21 protein-coding genes are annotated in these 18,108 nt (G+C 45.7%); 1 reads left to right on the plus strand and 20 read right to left on the minus strand.

What is annotated here, in order from left to right:
- The first annotated feature begins 5 nt into the window (after nucleotides 1-5).
- Nucleotides 6-467, plus strand: coding sequence for a copper chaperone PCu(A)C (locus BSZ04_RS18090; RefSeq protein ID WP_088881067.1), 462 nt, complete (start codon nucleotides 6-8; stop codon nucleotides 465-467).
- A 96-nt stretch (nucleotides 468-563) separates the two neighbouring features.
- On the opposite strand, the gene BSZ04_RS18095 is transcribed toward BSZ04_RS18090, so the two are convergent.
- The 20 genes from BSZ04_RS18095 to ruvC all read right to left on the minus strand — a co-directional run bounded on the left by BSZ04_RS18095 (nucleotide 564) and on the right by ruvC (nucleotide 18,058).
- Nucleotides 564-1,727: a glutathionylspermidine synthase family protein gene (locus BSZ04_RS18095; protein ID WP_088881068.1), complete on the minus strand. Its 1,164-nt coding sequence runs from the start codon at nucleotides 1,725-1,727 to the stop codon at nucleotides 564-566.
- Between the two features lie 5 nt (nucleotides 1,728-1,732).
- A complete protein-coding gene (locus tag BSZ04_RS18100; RefSeq protein WP_010447311.1) occupies nucleotides 1,733-2,302 on the minus strand; it encodes a DUF1190 domain-containing protein in 570 nt (189 codons plus the stop codon).
- An 8-nt stretch (nucleotides 2,303-2,310) separates the two neighbouring features.
- A complete protein-coding gene (locus BSZ04_RS18105; protein WP_088881069.1) occupies nucleotides 2,311-2,727 on the minus strand; it encodes a DUF350 domain-containing protein in 417 nt (138 codons plus the stop codon).
- Complete coding sequence (locus BSZ04_RS18110) at nucleotides 2,727-3,770, minus strand: potassium channel family protein (RefSeq protein ID WP_088881070.1); 1,044 nt, start codon at nucleotides 3,768-3,770, stop codon at nucleotides 2,727-2,729. The genes BSZ04_RS18105 and BSZ04_RS18110 overlap by 1 nt, the downstream gene beginning before the upstream one ends.
- 133 nt (nucleotides 3,771-3,903) lie before the next feature.
- Complete coding sequence (gene nadA / locus BSZ04_RS18115) at nucleotides 3,904-4,965, minus strand: quinolinate synthase NadA (protein WP_088881071.1); 1,062 nt, start codon at nucleotides 4,963-4,965, stop codon at nucleotides 3,904-3,906.
- Between the two features lie 164 nt (nucleotides 4,966-5,129).
- A complete protein-coding gene (gene ybgF, locus BSZ04_RS18120) occupies nucleotides 5,130-5,894 on the minus strand; it encodes a tol-pal system protein YbgF (RefSeq protein ID WP_038885849.1) in 765 nt (254 codons plus the stop codon).
- A 15-nt stretch (nucleotides 5,895-5,909) separates the two neighbouring features.
- Entirely contained in the window at nucleotides 5,910-6,428 is a 519-nt protein-coding gene (gene pal, locus BSZ04_RS18125; protein ID WP_010447301.1) for a peptidoglycan-associated lipoprotein Pal, read from the minus strand.
- Nucleotides 6,429-6,458: 30 nt separating this feature from the next.
- Nucleotides 6,459-7,811 carry a Tol-Pal system beta propeller repeat protein TolB gene (gene tolB / locus BSZ04_RS18130; protein ID WP_081641217.1) on the minus strand — a complete coding sequence of 451 codons (1,353 nt, stop codon included), beginning with the start codon at nucleotides 7,809-7,811 and terminating at the stop codon, nucleotides 6,459-6,461.
- A gap of 12 nt (nucleotides 7,812-7,823) precedes the next feature.
- Complete coding sequence (gene tolA, locus BSZ04_RS18135; protein WP_010447297.1) at nucleotides 7,824-8,891, minus strand: cell envelope integrity protein TolA; 1,068 nt, start codon at nucleotides 8,889-8,891, stop codon at nucleotides 7,824-7,826.
- A 13-nt stretch (nucleotides 8,892-8,904) separates the two neighbouring features.
- The gene (tolR, locus tag BSZ04_RS18140; RefSeq protein ID WP_038885846.1) at nucleotides 8,905-9,348 is read right to left on the minus strand and encodes a protein TolR; all 444 of its coding nucleotides are present in this window, start codon (nucleotides 9,346-9,348) and stop codon (nucleotides 8,905-8,907) included.
- Nucleotides 9,349-9,351: 3 nt separating this feature from the next.
- Complete coding sequence (tolQ, locus tag BSZ04_RS18145) at nucleotides 9,352-10,050, minus strand: protein TolQ (protein ID WP_010447293.1); 699 nt, start codon at nucleotides 10,048-10,050, stop codon at nucleotides 9,352-9,354.
- A complete protein-coding gene (ybgC, locus tag BSZ04_RS18150; RefSeq protein ID WP_010447291.1) occupies nucleotides 10,040-10,459 on the minus strand; it encodes a tol-pal system-associated acyl-CoA thioesterase in 420 nt (139 codons plus the stop codon). Before ybgC ends, tolQ begins: the two co-directional genes overlap by 11 nt.
- Before the next feature lie 172 nt (nucleotides 10,460-10,631).
- Complete coding sequence (ybgE, locus tag BSZ04_RS18155; RefSeq protein WP_010447290.1) at nucleotides 10,632-10,934, minus strand: cyd operon protein YbgE; 303 nt, start codon at nucleotides 10,932-10,934, stop codon at nucleotides 10,632-10,634.
- Nucleotides 10,927-11,034: a cytochrome bd-I oxidase subunit CydX gene (gene cydX / locus BSZ04_RS18160; protein WP_000270285.1), complete on the minus strand. Its 108-nt coding sequence runs from the start codon at nucleotides 11,032-11,034 to the stop codon at nucleotides 10,927-10,929. Before cydX ends, ybgE begins: the two co-directional genes overlap by 8 nt.
- Nucleotides 11,035-11,046: 12 nt before the next feature.
- Nucleotides 11,047-12,183, minus strand: a complete 1,137-nt coding sequence (gene cydB / locus BSZ04_RS18165; RefSeq protein ID WP_010447280.1) for a cytochrome d ubiquinol oxidase subunit II — start codon at nucleotides 12,181-12,183, stop codon at nucleotides 11,047-11,049.
- Nucleotides 12,184-12,200: 17 nt separating this feature from the next.
- Nucleotides 12,201-13,787: a cytochrome ubiquinol oxidase subunit I gene (gene cydA, locus BSZ04_RS18170; RefSeq protein WP_010447279.1), complete on the minus strand. Its 1,587-nt coding sequence runs from the start codon at nucleotides 13,785-13,787 to the stop codon at nucleotides 12,201-12,203.
- Nucleotides 13,788-14,248: 461 nt separating this feature from the next.
- On the minus strand, nucleotides 14,249-15,253 hold the full coding sequence (ruvB, locus tag BSZ04_RS18175) for a Holliday junction branch migration DNA helicase RuvB (protein WP_010447277.1): 1,005 nt from the start codon (nucleotides 15,251-15,253) through the stop codon (nucleotides 14,249-14,251).
- A gap of 21 nt (nucleotides 15,254-15,274) precedes the next feature.
- Entirely contained in the window at nucleotides 15,275-15,889 is a 615-nt protein-coding gene (gene ruvA / locus BSZ04_RS18180) for a Holliday junction branch migration protein RuvA (protein WP_010447275.1), read from the minus strand.
- Nucleotides 15,890-15,967: 78 nt separating this feature from the next.
- A complete protein-coding gene (locus BSZ04_RS18185; protein ID WP_088881072.1) occupies nucleotides 15,968-17,419 on the minus strand; it encodes a methyl-accepting chemotaxis protein in 1,452 nt (483 codons plus the stop codon).
- A gap of 117 nt (nucleotides 17,420-17,536) precedes the next feature.
- Nucleotides 17,537-18,058, minus strand: coding sequence for a crossover junction endodeoxyribonuclease RuvC (gene ruvC / locus BSZ04_RS18190; protein ID WP_010447272.1), 522 nt, complete (start codon nucleotides 18,056-18,058; stop codon nucleotides 17,537-17,539).
- Nucleotides 18,059-18,108: the final 50 nt, after the last annotated feature.

Genomic DNA, 18,108 nt, shown 5'->3' on the forward strand with positions numbered 1-18,108 from the left:
TAATTATGAAAAAAGCGCTAAAAATCATCTCCCTATTTTTATCTGTTTGTCTCATCACACCCGTGAGTGCTCATGAATATGCAAAGGATAGTATTCAAATAGATCATCCTTGGAGTCGAGAAGCCCCACCGAATGCAACCGTGATTGCTGGTTTCTTCCAACTAAAAAATGGTTCAAGCAAAGATGACTTCTTGATCAGTGCTTCTACCCCGATTGCCGAACGTGTGGAAATACACACTCACGAAATGAGCGACGGAATGATGATGATGAAAAAAATCGACAGCGTTCGAATTGGGTCAATGAAGACCGTGATGTTCCAACCAGGCGGCTATCACCTGATGATTTTCAATCCTAAACAGTCCTACCAAAAGGGGGAACGATTTCCGATGACGCTGCAATTTAAACATGCTGGAACGATCGAGGTTGAGTTAGCAGTAGAAGCAAATAGCCACATACATAGTCACTGATGAATCGTAGTTAATCACTGTCCTAAGCCTCTCAAACACGAGAGGCTTAGTTTTTGCGAAACAAATATTTTGAGCAAACCAAGCCAACGCTACCACTCAAAGAATAATATGAGGAATATAGCGCGCCATATCTTGAGTCACTAAACTGCTGTCTTCTCGAATCGAGATCCCTGCCGCTTTGTCATTCACGAGCCAACTGCCAATCAAAGTATGGCTTGAGCCAAATTTCGGTAGCGGATGATATTGTTGAACGATGTTTTGGTTCGATTCGTACGGACCCGGTGTTTTCACCAATCGCTGACCATTTTTGACAATCTCAATGTTGGCACCTTCGCGAGAAAACAAAGGCTTAATAACGTAGTCTTTTAAGCTAGCCGCTTTTGGATCATTGGCAAAATACGCGGGTAAAAGATTCGGATGATTTGGAAACCTCTCCCAAAGTAAGGGCAACAACGCTTTGTTAGACAGAATCGATTTCCACATTGGCTCTAACCAGTTCACACTCGATGTTGCGAGATACTGGCTGTATTCCTCTTCGAACATAAACTCCCACGGGTAGAGTTTGAACATCCAGCGAATCGCTCTGCCATCAGCATCCACAAATTGCCCATCTTGTGTCACACCAATATCTTCAACAAAAACAAAAGCGGTTGCTAACCCAGCCTCCCTTGCGCAGTCTTCTAGGTATTGCACCGTACCTTTGTCTTCTTCGGTGTATTTGCAACAACTAAAATGCAGCGTTTGACCCGGCTGCAATTTGGCAATGTCAGCAAAGCGTTCAATCAGAAAGTCCTGCAGAATATTAAACTGATCCGCACTTTGGTGAATACGCCCTTTATTGACAACGTCTTCTAACCACACCCACTGCCAAAAGCCAGTTTCAAACAATGACGTTGGTGTATCTGCGTTGTTCTCTAGCAACTTTGCTGGCGATGAGCCGTTGTAAGCAAAGTCCATTCTTGAATAGAGGGATGGCTCTCTTCGCTGCCAAGAAGAAGCGACTTGCGACCACATGGCTTCGGGAATCGCACACTGAGTCAGTAACTGCTCACTTCGAACAACCTGATCGACGATTTCAAGACACATTTGATGAAGCTCTTCCGTTGGGTCTTCAATGTCTTTCTCAATCTGCTCAAGGGTAAATTGATAGTAAGCAGTCTCATCCCAATACGGTTGGTCGTACATAGAATGGAAGCCAAAACCAAACTGGCGTGCTAATTCACGCCAGTTTTCTCTTTCTTGTATTTCTCGTCGAAACATTTCAGTTAACCGCCGCGGCTTACTGACACCGCTTTACCAAAGCCACCGCGAGACATCGCACGACCAATCGTACCGCCACCGCGCTTATTTAGGTTACTGGTAGCGACCTTAGTGGATTGATTGCGGTAAGAACCGTAAAACTGCCCTGCACCGTTGTAATACTTCGACTTATAACGATACATCGGCTCCGAGTAGTAGCTTTTGTTGTAACCGCTTAAACCACTTACTGCACGGCTGAAGAAGTATCCTCCCACAAACGGCACATAAGAACGATGGCGCGAGCTGTAATAACAATCGTCTTCATAGAAGTCGTCTTCACACTCGTACTCATTGTTATAGCGCGGTGCATTTTCTTCTGCACGCGCCATTGCCTCTTGGTAGGCGATTTCACACTGCTCACTGAACTCAGGCGCATCCGATTTACACTCATCAGCATCGACGTAGATGTAGCCTTCCGTTTTTGATTCTTGAGTTGCGAGGAAAAAAATCCCACCGAAAGCAACGAATGGAATGATTCGCCCGACCTTAAAACTCTTGTCCATTGAGGAGCGTTTCACATTGGAACTGCGTTTCATCGAACCTCCTAGTAGGTCATGCAGGCTGCGTTAAGCACACCGACAGACACAGAGACGGCAGCTAAAACAATGCCTGTTGGTACTTCATCATTCTCAATACGCTCCGATACTTTCGGCAGCAGAATAAAACGCACAATACCGAACGCAATTATCTGTGCCAGCATCGCTACGATGCCCCACACCATAAAATCTACAATGTTGACTGAGTTGGTTGCAGCACCCGCAATAGCGAGGCAGTAGCCAAAGAACGCCCCACTTAATGCGACTGCCGCCGCGGTATTTTTCTCTTCTTTGATCAGATGCCATTCATCGTACGGTGTCAGTTTTACATAGACGAATTTGAACGCCAGTACGAAAACGATCGAAACGGAGAAGTAGAGAAGAAAGTTAGGGAAACCCGCCAACAGGTCGGCAATCATATGCATTATTTGTCCTTGTTCATGTCAGTCCAAGCGAAGTCATCAATTCGCTCGTCGGCAATATAAAACAGCTTAGTGCTTGGCGGCACTTGGGCATTTAAGTCTGGGTTGAGTTCAATCCCGTCGCCGAGATCGAATGCGATCAACGTTGCTTGGTGATGCTTCTTGATAAATCCGAAGATCTTTTCCACGCTGGTCGTCGGTTGATCTTGTGGGTAAATCACTGAGTACTGCGTCATACCTCGTGTAGAGGCAAGTAATTCTTGGTGCAGCGCGCTTGAACCTGGATCCACTGCAGCTTTGGCAAGCATCTCTGCGCCTACCGCTGGAATGCACTCTGCCTTAGGGCAATGCTGACTGAGCAATCGTCCCAACGCTTCATCTTTAAAGTAGGCGAGCAAGTGTGCATCAGGGTTGACCGAAGCACAATACAAGGCGGCCGAGAGAGTAATATCATCGCTAAGATTATCAACAATAATACAGTTAGCTCCGGTAATGTTGGCATTCTTCATCTCTTGCGCATCGGTGTAACTGGTCACCTTAATAAAACCAATTTCACCCGGTAATGGGTTTTCAATATCTGAACGACTGCATAACACGATTGGGCGTTTGCCCTCTTCTTCATGCTGTAACATGCGGATAAGGTGCATAGTGCGTGCGCCATTCCAACCCAGTAATACGATATGGTTTTCCACTCTTACTCTCCGTTTACCCAGTATGCCTGCTCGCCAATAGTCAATCGCCCCGCCTGCAACTCGTCCCAAAATGGCAGCAAATAAGCTCAAACCGCCAGGGATAATAAATAACACCACTACCCACTTACCCATATCACTTGAGGGTGATAAGTCGCCATAGCCAACCGTTGAAGCGGTCACCATGAGGTAGTAAATGAAGTTTGAGAAGTTATCGGTCAGTGCATGCTCTCCTGCAAGAGCCAGCAACAACCACGAGATGGCAATGTAGGCGCCACTAATGACGAGAAGATTTCGGTTGCTCAACTTAAAAAGATGGGTACTTAGCCACTTTTTCAGTACTAGCCATACAGCCATAAGTTTCCGATTCCTTTCTGATTGCTATAACTAAATACTAACCTATTGATTGTAAGAAATAAAAAAACCAGCCACATTCGGCTGGTTTTTGCGATTTGTCTTAGCAAGCTTTTGCCTAAACAGGACTGAACAACTAAGCGTTGCCTTTTACTTGCATGTTTAGTTGCTCTGCGAAGTCCAACATGCGGTTCAACGGGATGAGTGATTTCACACGCAGTGCTTCATCAACGAAGATTTCGTGCTCTGCACCACCTTCACTCAGTGCCTTTTCAATCGCTTTAAGACCGTTCATCGCCATCCATGGGCAATGTGCACAGCTGCGACACGTCGCGCCCGCGCCTGCTGTTGGCGCTTCTATCAGTTCTTTTTCCGGCACTAGCTGCTGCATCTTAAAGAAGATACCTTTGTCAGTAGCGACGATCATTTGCTGATGAGGTAGCTCTTTCGCCGCTTTAATTAGCTGGCTAGTCGAACCAACTGCATCTGCAAGCTCAACCACACTTGCTGGTGACTCTGGGTGAACTAGGATTGCCGCATCTGGGTATACGCTCTTCATCTTGCGTAGTGCATCTGCAGAGAACTCGTCGTGAACCACACACTCACCTTGCCATAGCAACATGTCGGCGCCAGTTTTGTTCGCAATGTAAGAACCTAAGTGACGGTCAGGGCCCCAGATGATTGGTTTATCTTCCGCGTCTAGGTGCTCAACGATTTCAAGAGCAATACTAGAAGTCACAACCCAATCTGCGCGTGCTTTTACTGCAGCTGAGGTGTTTGCGTATACCACTACCGTGTGGTCAGGGTGAGCGTCACAGAACTCGCTGAACTTGTCCGCGGGACAACCAAGGTCAAGCGAACATTCCGCTTCTAGCGTTGGCATTAGAATGCGTTTTTCAGGCGTTAGGATCTTTGCTGATTCACCCATAAAGCGAACACCACCGATGATCAGTGTGCTTGCAGAGTGGCGGTTACCAAATTTTGCCATTTCTAGCGAGTCACCAACAAAACCGCCGGTTTCTTCAGCTAAAGCTTGAATTTCAGGGTCGGTGTAGTAGTGCGCGATTAATACCGCGTCCTTCTCTTTAAGCAGCTTTTTGATTCGCGCGATGTAATCGGCTTTTTCTTCTTGGCTTAATGGGATTGGTTTTGGTGGGAATGGGTAAACTGTATCGATTTTATCTAATATGTGGCTCATTGCTCTTGCTCTACGCAACTTCCTTTAATCCGAGTATTGTAACCTTGTTGATTTTCAAAAACCAACCCGTAACCGGAATTTGTAGCAGTCTAGCCGTATATCTTTGTTATACCTTGAAAAGAGCAAGCAAAGAAAAAGGGAGCTAGGCTCCCTTTTGACGTTGTTTACTTCAGCTTAGAGCTAGCGACTTTCGCCGAAGCACTGCCTGGATATTCATCCACAACTTGCTGATAGTACTTCTTCGCTTGCTCAGCATTGTTGTTACGCTCAGCGATATCACCTAGCTTAACCAATGCGTCTGCACGCTTGTTAGATTCTTTGTAAGAAACAACCGCCGCAAAACTCTTCACCGCTTCTTTGTCCTGCTTCTTAGCAAAGTACAGCTGACCTAGCCAGTAGTGTGAGTTCGCTGAATAGGTAGAATCAGGGTAATCTTTCTGGAACTGCTGGAAAGCTGCAATCGCGCCGGTGTAGTCACGTTTTTTAAGGATAAGGTCAACCGCATTTTGATACGCGGTTTGCTCATCTACATTAGAACTGTACTTACCACCTGTTTCAGCTGGCTTCTTCTCTGCCGCAGCTGGAGCCGCTTTCATTTCACCACGAATACGATCAAGCTCTACAAACAACTCTCGCTGTCTCTTAAGCATTTGCTGCATTTCATAGCTGTTGCGCTCTAACTCACCACGAAGATCACTGATTTCCTGAGACATCTGATCAATCTGTCCCTGCATTTGTACTTGAACGCGATTGCGATTTTGTAGCAAACGCTCTAGACGTTCGATATCAGTTTCTGGACCCGAGCGAGTCTGTGATGCGGTCGATGAGGTGCTGTTGAGGTCTGATACTGGAGCTGGTGCAGCGAACGCGAAGTTCGCTGCACTTGCCAGTAACGTAAGCGTAACAGCGCGCTTAGTGTTACTGAACATGAGGTTTACCTCAGATTAGTACACTAGAACCGCACGACGGTTCTTAGCGTAAACTTCTTCAGATTGACCTAGAAGAAGTGGTTTTTCTTCACCGTAAGAAACGATAGAGATTTGATCTGCTTGTACACCTAGTGCTTGTAGGTAGTTAGCAACTGCTTGAGCACGACGCTCGCCTAGAGCGATGTTGTACTCAGGAGTGCCGCGCTCGTCTGCGTGGCCTTCAACCGTTACTTTAAGCGCAGGGTTCTTGCTTAGGTAAGCAGCGTGAGCAGCTAGCATCTCTTCGTAATCACCAGCGATTGTTGAGTTATCAAACGCGAAGTAGATTGTTTGAGTTTCACGTAGTGCTTGCTCTTTTAGCTCTTGCTCTGTTAGCTGACCATTTGGGTCAATTGGAGTTACTACTGTAGTCTCCGCAGAGTTGTTAGTTTCTGCGCCAGTGTTAGAAGCAGCGTCGTCACTAGAACTACACGCTGTAACAGCCATTACAGGAAGTGCGATTAGTAGTCCTTTTAGAACCTTGTTAAGTTGCATCTTATTTTCCTTCATTAATCAAACTTATTGCTACAAAAACGGAGACCATGCGGGAGCTCTGACACGCCCATTTGTTGCCGGTAATCTAGCTTTAAATCGACCATCAATAGACACCATCGACAGTACATTTTTCTTGTTGTAAATCGAGCTGTAAATCACCATGCCACCATTTGGGGCAATGCTCGGTGACTCATCAAGTAGGGTTTTAGTAAGTACTTGCAATGAACCAGTTTCCAAATCTTGCTTAGCCAGATTAAAGCCTGAATTGCTTCGATTCACCATAATAAGGAATCGGCCATCAGGAGTAATTTGACCACCCAAGTTTTGACTACCTTGCCACGTCAGACGATTAATTGAACTATCGCCCAAATTTACTTGATAAATCTGTGGTTTACCACCCCTATCCGATGTAAAAATCAACGATTTTCCATCCGGATGCCAGAATGGTTCTGTATTATTTGATCTGCCACGCGTAATTTGTGTCAGCTTGCGAGTTTTTAGGTCTAAAGTGTAGACCTGTAACGATCCCGTCTTAGACAACACTAACGCCAGCTTACTACCATCCGGTGAGAATCTTGGCGCACCATTATGACGAGGGTATGACGTAACCTTCTCACGCTCACCCGTATAAATATTCATAATGAAGATTTCGGCTTGGCCGTTCTGGAAGCTTACGTATGCTAGTTTTTGACCATCAGGCGACCAAGCTGGTGACATCAACGGCTGCTTTGAACGAAGGACTAATCGCTCGTTAAAACCATCATAATCAGCGACTCGAAGCTGGTAAGGGAAGCGATCTTTATCATTCACCACCACGTACGCAATGCGCGTCATAAACGCACCGCGTTCACCCGTCAATTGCTCGTATACCAAATCGGAGATACGGTGAGCGTATTCACGCATTCGTGGGGCTTCAACCGTTGCAACCTTGTTGAACAGTACATGATCCTTAGACAGAACAAGTTCACCATCTTCACCAAGCGCTCGACTTTGCCCACCGGTCAACTGACCACGAACGACGTCAACTAGCTGGTAGTTGATAACAAAATTGCCTTGCGCATTTTGAGTAATGCTACCTGTTAACAGAGCATCAACGCCAAGACTGGTCCAAGCATCAAAGTTAACCTCAGATTCGTTAAAAGGCGTTTGAGGCATCTTGTTGGTAGGGATCGGGCTAAATTTACCACTACGCTGAAGGTCTGATGCGATCACAGCAGAAACATCTGTCGGCAGTGGTTGGCTTCCTTCCCATTTAAAGGGAACAACAGCAATTGGTCGTGCTGAATCAATACCATCAGTAATGACCAGCTCTAATGCAGCGTGAGCCACGTTCGTTATACTGCCAAGCAGTACAAACATTCCTAGTAAAAGGCGTTTAATCACGTCTTATTCCTTCTAGTCTAAAGCAACGGTTAAGTTGATATCTTTAAGTCTTTCGTTCACAGAAGCTTCGGTAGATTTTGGGAAAGTACCCACTTGAGCGATCGCACTTTTTGCAGCGGCGCACACCCTTGAATCTCCACCAAGGACCGTAACTCCTGAAACCATCATATCTGTCCCTGTCGGAATGAGTTTGATGTTTACCCTACACTCCTTTCCCAACAGGTAATCATCCTTAATCAGCCTTTGCTGAATGTTTTGAGTATAGATTGAAGACATACGCGCCAATTCATCATCAACGAACTGGTTTCGAGCTGCGGTATTCTGACTCGCTTCACTTTCTAACCCCGAGAAGATATCGTCAAGCGCAGCTTCTTGCTCTTTACGTTCACGCTCTAATCGCTCAAGACGCTCTTTTTCTTTACGCGCTTTTTCAGCTGCCTCTTTGGCTGCCTTTTCTTTAGCAATGCGCTCTTGTTCCGCTTTCGCTGCCGCTTCACGTTCGCGTCGAGCCTTTTCCTCAGCTTCTTTCGCTGCCTTCTCACGCGCTACACGCTCTTGCTCTGCCTTAGCAATTGCTGCTTCTTTGGCGATACGCTCCTGCTCAGCTTTTCGAACGGCCTCTTCTTTGGCTTTACGCTCTTTCTCCGCTTTTGCAGCTCGCTCTTTCTCTTTGCGAGTGCGTTCTTCTTCTGCCTTGCGTTCTTGTTCTTTCTTCTTACGAGCCGCTTCGGCTTCACGAGCTGCTTTGGCGTCTTTTGCCTGCTGTTCTTTCAGCTTGCGAATCTGTTCTTCTTCAGCTTTGCGGTTTTTTTCAAGCTGCTCAGCTTCTCGTCGCAACTTATCAAGACGATCTTGCTCTTTCTTCGCGGCTTTTTCGCGCTGCTGACGAATCTCTTTCGCCTGCTGCTGAACAAGTTTTGGGTCAATCACCACCGCCTGAACCATTTGCCCTGTTGGCTCGGGTTTAGACATGGTGAAATCCGTCCCCCAAAGCAACGCCACGACTAACAGCGCATGCAAACCCACCGATATCGCTATCGGTTTGGTATATTCTTTGGCTTTTTTCTTGTTATCTTTCATAGATCTTCGATGTCTATTCCCTGATATCAGTCATCAGACCAACTTTTGGAATACCAGCACGACTTAACTCATCAAGCAGAATTACTACGTCTGCGTAAGGCGTTGCCGCGTCACCACCAACTGCAACTGGCGAATCCGGTTTGATTTCACGCTCCGCTTTTACTCGAACAATGACATCTTGCAGAGATAGACCGCGCTGGACTTCTTCATCATTTACGCTTAGTCCTAAATTACCGTCACGATCGATTTCGATGATGATGAAACTGCTATCAGTATCACCCGCCAGCTCTTGCATCGATTCTGCAGTCGACGTTTTTGGAAGATCAACGTCAACCCCTTGAGTAACAAATGGAGCCGTTGCCATGAAAATAATCAACAACACGAGCATTACGTCTATATAAGGAACGACGTTGATCTCTGCTGTCATTTTACGCTTTTTAGGTTGATAGCCCGCCATCAACTATTCCTTATCCGAGCCATCTCTGCCTGCCATTGCTTGACGATGCAGGATACTGTGGAATTCTTCAGAGAAAGTCGCGTATGTGTGCTCAAGCTTACTCACTTTATTGCTTAGACGGTTGTACGCCATTACCGCAGGAATAGCAGCAAACAGACCCATTGCGGTTGCAATCAAAGCTTCAGCAATACCTGGTGCTACCATAGAAAGCGTCGCTTGTTTTACTTCACCCAAAGCAATAAAGGCATGCATGATGCCCCAAACCGTACCAAATAGGCCGATGTATGGGCTAATAGAACCGACTGTCGCAAGGAAAGGCAGGCTTGTTTCTAGCTCATCGACTTCACGAGCTACAGAAACACGCATCGCTCGGCCAGTGCCTTCCATGATGTAAGCAGGAGAGTTAGCGTTGCTCTTACGTAGTCGAGCAAACTCAGTGAAACCTGCGTAGAAGATTTCTTCTGTACCGCCAATCTCGTCTTTACGAGCTTTTACTTTCTGGTATAGCTGTGAAAGATCGGTACCAGACCAAAATTTGTCTTCAAACGACTCAGCGTCTTTTGATGCTTGAGATAATACTTTGCTGCGCTTAATGATCATCGCCCATGACGCAATTGACATGCCTAACAGGGTCAACATCACAAGCTTTACCAACAGACTGGCCTGAAGAAAGAGATCTAAAATGGAAATATCAGCAGTCACTATTTGTTAGCTCCGAATTGATAAAAGATGGGATAGCTATTGGTTTCATTTTCTTATTATCGATACATGCTACCTTAACAATTGTCTTGCACAATGTTTTGCCTTCATCATTGACTAATTCTTGACAGAATTGCAGAGATGCACGTTTTATTTCTGACACTCGGGTAAGAACGGTCAAATGCTCGTCCAGTCTCGCCCCTTGGTTGAAATCGATATCCATGTGTCGGACAACAAAGCCAATGTTTTGTTCCAATAACACATGCTGAGAAATGCCTTTTGCACGCAACATCTCAGTGCGTGCACGTTCAAAGAATTTTAAATAATTAGAGTGATATACAACGCCACCCGCATCGGTATCTTCGTAATACACGGTGATCGGCCAGCGGAAGGGATTTGATGTGCCTTGCAAGGGAGTACCAGTAATTTCAATTCTTTAAAGCAATTACTATAACTGAAGCGGCAGTAATTGGTACTGAGCGAAGGGAATATTTTTGAATTTTGTAGAAAAAATAAAAGCCAGACAATAAGTCTGGCTTTTATTTCGATGATTTAATAACCGACTTTATTTCAGAACGTAACGCTTACATGAAATACAGTGCAGTTAGATAACTTAAGATAGCAAGTGAGAAATAAGGACTGAACAACACTTGCCAGTACCAGTTTCTTGGTTTGAAGCCTACCCCATATACCATGCTGGAGCATAATGCCCAAATCAGCGCTGGTGCAATAAATGCGTTAAAGCCACCAATCTCTCGATGATACGCATTTGGGTCCCACATCACCAATCCAACATGCATAAAGCCGAGGATTAAGGCCAAGACTCTCAACAGAGTCTTGTCCATTGGTTCGTGAAGTTTTGCTACCTTGTCAGCGAGATTACTCACTGTCTTTATCCATCATTTCAGTATGCTCTAACCAAAGAGCATTGATGATACCGAATGCACAAGCAAGTAGTACACCTAGAATCCATGCGAAATACCACATAGTGATCGCTCCTTAGTAAAGTGAGTTTTTGTTTTCTTCAATAAACTTATCATCCAAGCGACCGAACATCTTGTAGTAAGTCCAAGACGTGTAAGCCAGGATGATTGGAACCATAACAAACGCAACGCCTGTCATTAGGTTCAACGTCAGCTCAGATGAAGTTGCATCCCACATTGTCAGACTTTGGTTTGGCATTAGGTCTGAAGGCATTACGAATGGGAACATTGCAAAACCAGCAGTGAAGATAACACCAGCATTACCAAGGCTTGACGTTAGGAATGCAATACCACACTTCTCTAGGCGAGATGCCAATACCGCTAGAAGTGGCATTGCAACACCCAGTACAGGTGCAGCCCATAGCAGTGGGTAAGCTTCGAAGTTGTTCATCCAAGCACCAGCTTCACGGATAACCTCTTTGTTTAAAGGGTTAGAAGCGGCTGCTGTGTCGATACCACCTACGATTACGTAACCTTCGATGCTTTGGATCCAGAAACCTGCTACTACAAATGCAACCACTGTTAGTAGACCAGTTAGCTGAGCTACGTTACGAGCACGAGTATGTACTTCGCCAGTTGTCTTCATTTGAAGCCAAGTTGCACCTTGCATCAGGATCATAAACAAGCTCACTAGACCACAAAGCAGAGCAAATGGGTTTAGTAGACCAAAGAATGAACCATGGTACGTTGGCATTAGGAAATCATTCAATTGGAATGGTACGCCTTGTAGAAGGTTACCAAACGCAACACCGAAGATGATTGGTGGAACGAAGCCACTGATTGAGATACAGATATCCCAAGTGTTGCGCCACTTTTTATCTTCAATCTTTGAACGGTAATCAAGACCGATTGGACGTAGCCAAAGTGCCGCTAGGGTAACGATCATCGCTAGGTAAAAACCAGAGAACGATGTTGCGTAAACCAAAGGCCAAGCTGCGAACAATGCACCACCAGCGGTGATAAGCCAAACTTGGTTACCATCCCAGTGCGGAGCGATTGAGTTAATCATTACACGACGTTGAGTGTCGTTTTTACCGATAATAGGTACAAGCGCGCCTACACCCATATCGAAACCATCAGTAATTGCAAAACCAACTAGTAGAACACCGATCAGTACCCACCAGATGAATCGCAAGATTTCGTAATCAAACATCTTGTTGTCTCCTTGCCTTACGCTTCTACTTGGCGGCTAACTTTGTCTTCAACAGAGTCAGCATTCTGCTCGAAGTGGTAGCGACCAGTTTTCAGGCTGCTTGGACCTTTACGAGCGAATTTCACCATTAGGTATACTTCTGCAATTAAGAACGCAGTGTATAGCGCTAGGATTGCAAATAGTGAAGTCCAGATTTCACCAGCGGTTAATGCTGACGCTGCTACGTGTACTGGTAGGATTTCACCAACAGCCCACGGTTGACGACCGTATTCTGCAACAAACCAACCAGCTTCAATCGCAATCCAAGGTAGAGGGATGCTGAATAGCGCAGCTTTAAGAATCCATTGTTTCTGCTCAATTTTCTGACGACATGTCTGAACGAATGCAGCACCAAAGACGAATAGCATAATGAAGCCACACGCAACCATGATACGGAACGACCAGAATAGCGGCCACACTGTTGGGATAGAGTCATCCGCAGCAGCTTGGATTTGGTCTTCTGTCGCATCAACGACGTTGTCTGTGTAGCGCTTCAGAAGTAGACCGTAACCTAGGTCACCTTTCACTTCGTCAAACGCAGTCATGTTTGCTTCAGATTTGTCACCTGCACGCAGTTTTTCAAGCAATTCGTACGCATACATACCCGTGCGGATGCGGTCAACGTGCTCCTCACGCAGATCATGTAGGCCGGTTACTTGCTCGTCAAATGAACGAGTCGCGATAATACCCATTACGTAAGGGATCTTGATTGCGTAATCAGTGTTCATCGTTTCTTGGTTTGGAAGACCAAACAGTGTAAATGCCGCAGGCGCTGGCTCTGTGTGCCATTCTGCTTCAACTGCTGCCAGTTTCACTTTTTGTACTTCACCAAGCTCGTAACCAGATTCATCACCTAGCACGATAGTAGACAGGATTGCTGCCATACCGAATGAAGCTGCAATCGCGAATGAACGACGAGCAAATGCGATGTCACGACCTTTGATTAGGTAGTATGAGCTGATACCCAACACGAACATTGCACCACACGTGTAGCCAGATGCTACTGTGTGTACAAACTTAACTTGCGCTACAGGATTTAGTACAACTTCTGCAAAGCTCACCATTTCCATACGCATGGTTTCGAAGTTGAATTCTGCACCAACTGGGTTTTGCATCCAGCCGTTTGCGATAAGAATCCAAAGTGCAGAGAAGTTAGAACCAAGCGCAACCAGCCAGGTTACCGCTAAGTGTTGACGTTTTGATAGACGATCCCACCCGAAGAAGAATAGACCAACAAAAGTTGACTCCAGGAAGAACGCAACCAGTGCTTCGATCGCCAGTGGCGCACCGAAAATGTCACCCACGTAGTGCGAGTAGTAAGACCAGTTCGTACCAAACTGGAACTCCATGGTTAGGCCGGTAGCCACACCAAGTGCAAAGTTAATACCGAATAGCTTACCCCAGAACTTGGTCATGTCCTTATAGATTTGCTTGTTCGTCATTACGTACATTGATTCCATAATGGCCAAAAGGAAGGCCATACCAAGAGTCAATGGTACGAATAGGAAGTGATACATCGCTGTCAGTGCAAACTGCAACCGCGACAGATCAACTACGTCAATCATGGTAACTCCTATGTGTCGGCTGAATGACACTCTCTACATATTGCATTCCATACACAAGTGTTATTTACACTTGAAAGATGTTGAATTATCACAGCATCTTGTTGCAAAAATGTGCTTCATTGGTTAGTTAATTGTTAAGCATCAGCTAATATAGCTAGGGCTAATATTACTTCTAAAAACAGATTGTTTCAAAAGGTTTATGGCGGGATTCCGCTTTGATGTATATCAATGTTTCATCTGTGAATTTGCACAAAAATCCATCACATTGATCCAGATCAACCGATATTCGATGAGTATGTTAACGGGAGGTAATCAGGAGAGTTTTGTCAGAGTTAGGTAAGAACATAGTATTAACAATCTATAAAATGCTCTTACCTAAAAAGTATTAGTTGGGATTTGATAAATGAGACTCTCATCACTCTTGGTGAAATATCAAGCACGCATTTGTCAAATATGGAATCTTACTTTTCAATTCCAAAATGCAGATAAGCACGATCGGTGGCAATTCTTCCACGCGGAGTGCGTTGTAAATAGCCTTGTTGGATTAGATATGGTTCAAGAACGTCTTCGATGGTATCTTTCTCTTCACCAATCGCCGCTGCCATGTTGTCCAAACCGACAGGACCACCGCCAAATTTCTCCATGATCGCTAATAGCAGCTTACGGTCCATATAATCGAAACCTTCAGCATCCACATCGAGCATGTTCAAGGCTTTATCTGCCGTTTCTGCACAAATATGCCCATTGCCTTTAACTTCGGCATAGTCACGAACGCGGCGTAGCAGGCGGTTAGCGATACGAGGTGTACCACGAGCACGGCGAGCAACTTCCAACGCCCCTTCCGATTCCATCGACAGCCCTAAGCAATCCGCACTACGCTGAACGATATCTTGCAAGTCTTTCACTTTATAATACTCAAGGCGTTGCGTAATACCGAAGCGATCACGAAGTGGCGAAGTCAAAGAACCAGCACGCGTCGTTGCACCGATCAAAGTGAAAGGTGGCAAATCTATTTTGATAGAACGCGCTGCAGGACCTTCACCAATCATGATGTCTAACTGGTAGTCTTCCATTGCTGGATACAGCACCTCTTCAACCATTGGGCTTAAGCGGTGGATCTCGTCAATGAACAGCACGTCGTTTTCCTCTAAGTTGGTCAACAGCGCTGCTAAGTCCCCTGCTTTCTCAAGCACAGGGCCAGAAGTGGTGCGAATGTTCACTTCCATCTCATTGGCAACGATGTTCGCAAGCGTGGTTTTACCCAAACCTGGAGGACCAAAAATCAAAAGGTGGTCGAGCGCTTCATTTCGCAGTTGAGCGGCTTTGATGAAAATCTCCATCTGATCACGCACGTGATCCTGACCTTGGTAATCCGCCAGCTTCTTAGGACGAATCGCTCGGTCGATGACGTCTTCTTCACGAAACGAAGGATTTTCTGGCGCGATTAAACGATCGGCTTCAATCATATTGTTCCCTTGGACTTTCCGTTACACCATCGATTTTAGTGCTTCACGGATCAGTTGCTCACTGGTCATATCCGGTTTAGCGATCTGAGAAACCACTTTCGACGCTTGAGTCGGCTTGTAGCCTAGAGCAAGAAGCGCACTGATTGCTTCTTCTTCTGCGTTGTTAGAAGCCGCAGAACCAGCATCTGCAGGTGCAGCATCGGTAAACGGAGTGAACAAATCACCAGCGCCCCAACCTTTCAGGCGGTCTTTCATTTCAACTACGAGGCGTTCAGCCGTCTTCTTACCAACACCCGGAAGTTTTACAAGTGTTGAAATGTCTTCACGCTCTACGCAAGAAACGAATTGGCTTGCCGTCATGCCGGAAAGGATACCTAGACCCAGCTTAGGACCAACACCGTTCGCTTTAATCACTTCACGGAAAAGTGCACGTTCTTTTACTGTGTTGAAACCGTAAAGCAATTGCGCGTCTTCACGCACAACAAAGTGAGTATAAATAATGGCTTCTTCGCCGACATTTGGCAGTTCGTAGAAGCAGCTCATTGGCATCTGAACTTCATAACCAATGCCATTAACTTCAATTAAAACTTCAGGTGGTTGCTTTTCAAGCAGAGTGCCGCGAAGACGTCCAATCACTATAAATACTCTTTGGAAATGAATTTGCGACAGGATAATAAAGAACTGGATAGACATCCAGTCCTTTATGCAGTGGGTTTAGATTTTTGAGACAACTTGATCAAGCTGTTGAGTAAGGTTACGCACTGTGACTACTTGGCCGTTCAGTTCAGCACCGTATTGCGCTACCGTCTCAGCGATGGTTTTGGTGTTAACTACGCCATTGGCGACCTCACTGCTCGCTTCATCCAACTCTTTGAGTGCCGTCATTTGTGTTGCCATGAGACTGGACAGGCTCTGTACATCATGAGAAATAGTGGTCACTTGCTGAATAATGGTGTTCATACGCTCGGTACTTGACGTCACAACACTTTGACCATGCTTTACTTCTTGCTCACTGCGATCAAGTAAGTTGCGAATCTCAACCGCGGACTCACTGCTCTTAGCAGAAAGATCGCGTACTTGGTCGGCAACTACAGCAAAGCCCCTACCTTGCTCACCGGCTCTCGCCGCTTCAATCGCCGCATTGAGTGCCAATAGATTGGTTTGTTCCGCGACCGACGTAATTAAGTCTGCCACTTTCATGATGTCTTCATGGCTGCTGATTATTTGGCTGATAGCTTGGGTAGAGTCCTCCAATAATTCCGAGCTTTTCTCAGCCTGTTGATGGACGTCTTCACTTTTCTCACGCAACTCTTCAACGAACTTGCCCGACTCTTCAATCCCCGTCGCCATATGATGCACCTGCTGGCTCATCTGCTCTGCCGCGCTAGCTTGGGATTCACTGTTTACATTAAGGGCATTCACTTGAACATCTAACTGAGAAGATTGTTTATCGAGCACTTGGGAAACTTGCTTGAGCTCAGTCGAATTCTGATTTGCTTGCTCTAGTACCTCAGCCAAACGCAACTCCCCTTCTGTTGCCTTTTGCGCCACCAACTCACTCTCTGCTTTGGCTTTCTCTGCACTTTCAATCGCAATATCTCGCTGCTCGGCAGTAAAAGCTTGTGCAATACAAATCACCACCAGTGGTAGCACAGTACCCGACCATATCTCTACACGCTGCGCAGATTCAGACAACACGAGTTGAGGGAAACTAACACCAGACACATGCTGGAATGTCATAAACGCAGAAACCGCTATCACTAACGCGCTCCAAGAGATCGCTATGATGCGAGTGCCAGATAAGAAGAAAGCGACAACTAACAAAGGCACCCAGTAAGTTTGGGTTGAATCAACCACACCACCACTTTGGTAAATGATATTGAGCGCGTGTACCGACATGCCGACAAAGCCAAGATTGAGCGACAATGCCGGTTGCTTGAACCACTTCAGGCTGAAAGCGGATACCAGTTCGAGTGCAATTAAGAGTACTGAGGTGAAGATTAAGCTTTCATGTCCATGTTTGGACCATTTGATCAGGCTGTAGATCCCGACGAGAAAAGCGATGAAAGTGAATAGAGAAAGGATGTCAGCTTGACGTTGTTGTGTTCTTGTCCATTGAGTTTGGCGCGGCATAAATGCACTGCGCCACAGCGTGGCTGGATTCATGTTCAATCTTCCTTGATTGATTTCTTATTAGACCTCTGACCACTATAGTTTTGTAACATTTTATCAACAAATTTAATCCTTAAATCTGTCTGAGATGTCTCATTTTTAATAATACAATTAACGGTAACGACCTTTTCTTGCACTGGTCGCTTTACCAGCGAGTGCCACCAGCGTCTTATTGGTATTGGCATGACAAATGGCGACGCCTAGCGCATCGGCAGCATCGGCTTGAGGTTTTGCTGGCAACTTAAGCATGTGTTGAACCATATGTTGTACCTGCACTTTGTCCGCACCACCCGTTCCTACTACCGCCTGCTTGATCAGACGCGCAGCATATTCGTACACCGGAAGATCGGCATTTACCGCCGCTACAATTGCACTGCCACGAGCCTGACCTAGCTTTAATGCAGAATCGGCGTTCTTTGACATAAAGACTTGCTCAATCGCAAACACATCTGGTTGAAACTGGGTGATGATTTCCGTTACACCTGCGTAGATTTGCTTGAGTCGACCTGGCAGCTCTTTTTCAGAAGTACGAATACAGCCGCTGCCTAGATATTGCAGATGACGACCTTGTTGGCGAATCACGCCATAACCAGTAATGCGAGAGCCTGGGTCAATGCCCAAAATAATTGACATGAAGAGTCCTAATCAATAACTCACTGTAAGTATTAGAATATATGTCATTA

The sequence above is a fragment of the Vibrio rotiferianus genome, assembly GCF_002214395.1.
GTDB classification, from domain to species: Bacteria; Pseudomonadota; Gammaproteobacteria; order Enterobacterales; family Vibrionaceae; genus Vibrio; species Vibrio rotiferianus.

Excerpts from the sequence above, each read along its gene's own strand:
- pal (WP_010447301.1), bottom strand. The coding sequence starts at position 6,428 with ATGCAACTTAACAAGGTTCTAAAAGGACTACTAATCGCACTTCCTGTA.
- nadA (WP_088881071.1), bottom strand. The coding sequence starts at position 4,965 with ATGAGCCACATATTAGATAAAATCGATACAGTTTACCCATTCCCACCA.
- tolR (WP_038885846.1), bottom strand. The coding sequence starts at position 9,348 with ATGGCGGGCTATCAACCTAAAAAGCGTAAAATGACAGCAGAGATCAAC.
- ybgF (WP_038885849.1), bottom strand. The coding sequence starts at position 5,894 with ATGTTCAGTAACACTAAGCGCGCTGTTACGCTTACGTTACTGGCAAGT.
- BSZ04_RS18185 (WP_088881072.1), bottom strand. The coding sequence starts at position 17,419 with ATGAATCCAGCCACGCTGTGGCGCAGTGCATTTATGCCGCGCCAAACT.
- BSZ04_RS18090 (WP_088881067.1), top strand. The coding sequence starts at position 6 with ATGAAAAAAGCGCTAAAAATCATCTCCCTATTTTTATCTGTTTGTCTC.
- cydX (WP_000270285.1), bottom strand. The coding sequence starts at position 11,034 with ATGTGGTATTTCGCATGGATTCTAGGTGTACTACTTGCTTGTGCATTC.
- cydB (WP_010447280.1), bottom strand. The coding sequence starts at position 12,183 with ATGTTTGATTACGAAATCTTGCGATTCATCTGGTGGGTACTGATCGGT.
- tolA (WP_010447297.1), bottom strand. The coding sequence starts at position 8,891 with ATGAAAGATAACAAGAAAAAAGCCAAAGAATATACCAAACCGATAGCG.
- BSZ04_RS18095 (WP_088881068.1), bottom strand. The coding sequence starts at position 1,727 with ATGTTTCGACGAGAAATACAAGAAAGAGAAAACTGGCGTGAATTAGCA.
- BSZ04_RS18100 (WP_010447311.1), bottom strand. The coding sequence starts at position 2,302 with ATGAAACGCAGTTCCAATGTGAAACGCTCCTCAATGGACAAGAGTTTT.
- ruvB (WP_010447277.1), bottom strand. The coding sequence starts at position 15,253 with ATGATTGAAGCCGATCGTTTAATCGCGCCAGAAAATCCTTCGTTTCGT.
- BSZ04_RS18105 (WP_088881069.1), bottom strand. The coding sequence starts at position 2,727 with ATGCATATGATTGCCGACCTGTTGGCGGGTTTCCCTAACTTTCTTCTC.
- ruvC (WP_010447272.1), bottom strand. The coding sequence starts at position 18,058 with ATGTCAATTATTTTGGGCATTGACCCAGGCTCTCGCATTACTGGTTAT.
- cydA (WP_010447279.1), bottom strand. The coding sequence starts at position 13,787 with ATGATTGACGTAGTTGATCTGTCGCGGTTGCAGTTTGCACTGACAGCG.
- BSZ04_RS18110 (WP_088881070.1), bottom strand. The coding sequence starts at position 3,770 with ATGGCTGTATGGCTAGTACTGAAAAAGTGGCTAAGTACCCATCTTTTT.